The sequence below is a fragment of the Vibrio sp. EA2 genome, from assembly GCF_033042495.1.
GTDB lineage: Bacteria > Pseudomonadota > Gammaproteobacteria > Enterobacterales > Vibrionaceae > Vibrio.
The window spans coordinates 1-2500 of the sequence record NZ_JAWLID010000037.1; the positions used below are offsets into that span (position 1 = coordinate 1).

Below are 2500 nucleotides of genomic sequence, written 5' to 3' on the forward strand. Positions count from 1 at the left end.
GTTGGATTAACACCACGCGAGTTTCGAAAGAGGTTTTCCTGATTCAGATTCTGACTGAATCGAATCTGCCCCATTATGGTTTAGATTAGAAAGTCATACACATTCTATTAATGCGTGTTTCCCGTACCAAAAGTTATCCGAAAGTGTCTAGAAATCATTATGTGTAAAATTATTCGATATTCTGCAACCCGACTTCCGTTTCGCTAACTCACTTATAGATTTTCAAGTAAAGTTTCCGAAAAAGAAATTTGAGGTATCTATTGGCCTGTTTCCTAGTTGTTTTTTGAAAACGAGGGAAGCTACTCTTGAATATAGCATCCCTCATTCATTATCAATTCAACACAATTTTTACTTTCAATGTGTATACGCTTGTAATGGCTCTAAGCCGATATCAAATCCAGTTTACTTTTTTCCGACTCGTACCAACTTTGCAAACTAGCGTCATCCCAGAGCTGCGCAAGGTTGTCAGCTAAGGTTATCTCCAATTCATAATTGTCAGAGTCACCGATTCGCTTATAAGTCTTTGCTTTTTCTAAACGAATAAAGGCCTCATCAACAGGCTCAGGTCCCTCATTCTTGATAATCTCTAACGCATAGTCTGCATACCCAAGAGACTTCTCAGTGTCTCCAAGGGTATTCTGAATTAATTGTAACAAGTACAACGCTCTTTCTTCATTTACCCAATTGCCACATTTTTTCCAAGCCGCCAAAGCATATTCACCTGCGGAAAGCATGATTGAATCTTGAATGGGTGTACGATCTTCCAGCTTAAGTAAATCGTTAGCGATATTGTTACATGAAATGGCGACCACTCTTTCCGAACCGGAGCCTTCTTTTTGCGTTGAAGACAAAGCAGTGACCTTTTTGAAAATAGGTAAGCCTTCGTCAAAACGGTTCGATGAAAACAGTGCCTTTGCCAACATTAGTTTCACCGTTATAAAGGCCGCTAAAGCATTACCTTCGATGTTAAGCGCACTTTCAAGCTCAGCGGCTTGTGCTTCTTCCATCGCAAAGTCCATGTAGCGCAATACTGCAACCAAAGCCCACTGATGCGACGTCCTGTTTCCTTCTCCTAACGTTCCAAAAACGTGTTCAGACAGCTCGCGGGCTCTAGACCACTGGTTTAAGTGTTCGCCGATGGTATGGCTGATAAGAGTAAGTAACGGTGTAACATGTTCATCTTGAACTTCGCTAAGGCTCACTGACTCAAGCTCCAATGCTAACCTTTCTGATTCACTATCGTGATAGCCCCAGCCATCTTTTAGTAGTTTTTCTATCATTTTTATCATCCTTGAATATCTGCCCAATGCTAAAGTAACTAAACTGAATATTGCTTAACTACTCAGAAAATCGGTTATTTCTGGCATTCGTAATTTACTTCTTTTATAGCGCTTACAGCGTAAAGCTCTGTACTCTACCTTGAAAACTTTCAAGGCTCCGCTTATATGCCATAGATTTGTGATACAAATTGATTTACTTAACGTTATCCGATGTATCCTATAAATTTGCCTTTCCGTAATGTGACCTAGCCTCCCTTTTTCTTGCTCAACCTATTGATTGTAAATTAAATTTCCGTATGAATAGCTGCGTGATAGGAGTATGAAAAGCTGCTAAAAGCCGTATAGAAAGCGTTATGAGTATCCGAAAATTTTAGAATGGAGTCTATTTTGTTCAAACTTTACTATTATCCAAACAATGCGAGTTTAGCTCCACATTTTCTACTTCATCATGTGGGGGGCTGAATACGAACTTTTGCTGGTTGACAAAAAGACCAATTCTCAAAAATCAGCGGATTATCTAAAATTAAATCCAGCAGGTCGTATTCCTACTCTTGTTGTTGGTGAACAGGCAATATTCGAGAGTCCAGCTATTTGTACCCACATTTGTGAGTTGCACCCCGAACATGAACTAATCCCAGCTCTTGGGGACTTAAATCGTCCGTTGTTTTTTCAGTGGCTAGCCTTTTTAAATAACACGCTTCAAGCTGAATTAATGGTTCGCTACTATCCACATCGTCATACAAATGACGAATCAACAATACCAAATGTGGTAGCGGCTCAAGACGAACGTATTGCAGATGCTTTATCTATTATCAACGATCAACTAGAACACAATGAATATTTGCTAGGTGACAAATTGTCAGCTTGTGATTACTTCCTGTTTATGCTGGCTGAATGGTCGTTACCAATAAAGCAGTCACCACTGACATTTAAGTATTTGGCAAAGTACTTAAAACGCCTATCTGGCAACCAAACAGTAAAAGCTGTTTGTGGTATCGAGGGCATAGATCTCACACCATTTGAATCATACTCATAACAAACAACTTAAAGGGACAAAAACACGTGCCACTTTTGGTTCGGTTTGTTTTTGAGGTTATGGCTGGTTTGGTTGGGTGAATGGATTATGGTTTTTGCCCTTTAGTTGGGCGTTATGTGTAATCGAGAGTTCAGGGAAAGAATGAAAGTACTTATATCAGGATCCAATGGGTATATTGGTAGCC

At 39.7% G+C, this 2500-nt stretch carries 1 protein-coding gene and 1 pseudogene; one reads left to right on the plus strand and one right to left on the minus strand.

Features of this window, described 5'->3' with window-relative positions; translation table 11 throughout:
• Positions 1-380 precede the first annotated feature (380 nt).
• Entirely contained in the window at positions 381-1280 is a 900-nt protein-coding gene (locus RXX31_RS24550) for a hypothetical protein (RefSeq protein WP_317592199.1), read from the minus strand.
• A gap of 387 nt (positions 1281-1667) precedes the next feature.
• Here RXX31_RS24550 and RXX31_RS24555 point away from each other — a divergent pair.
• Positions 1668-2316 (plus strand): annotated as a pseudogene (locus RXX31_RS24555) (glutathione S-transferase family protein).
• The last annotated feature ends 184 nt before the right edge of the window (positions 2317-2500 follow it).

Excerpts from the sequence above, each read along its gene's own strand:
- RXX31_RS24550 (WP_317592199.1), bottom strand. The coding sequence starts at position 1,280 with ATGATAGAAAAACTACTAAAAGATGGCTGGGGCTATCACGATAGTGAA.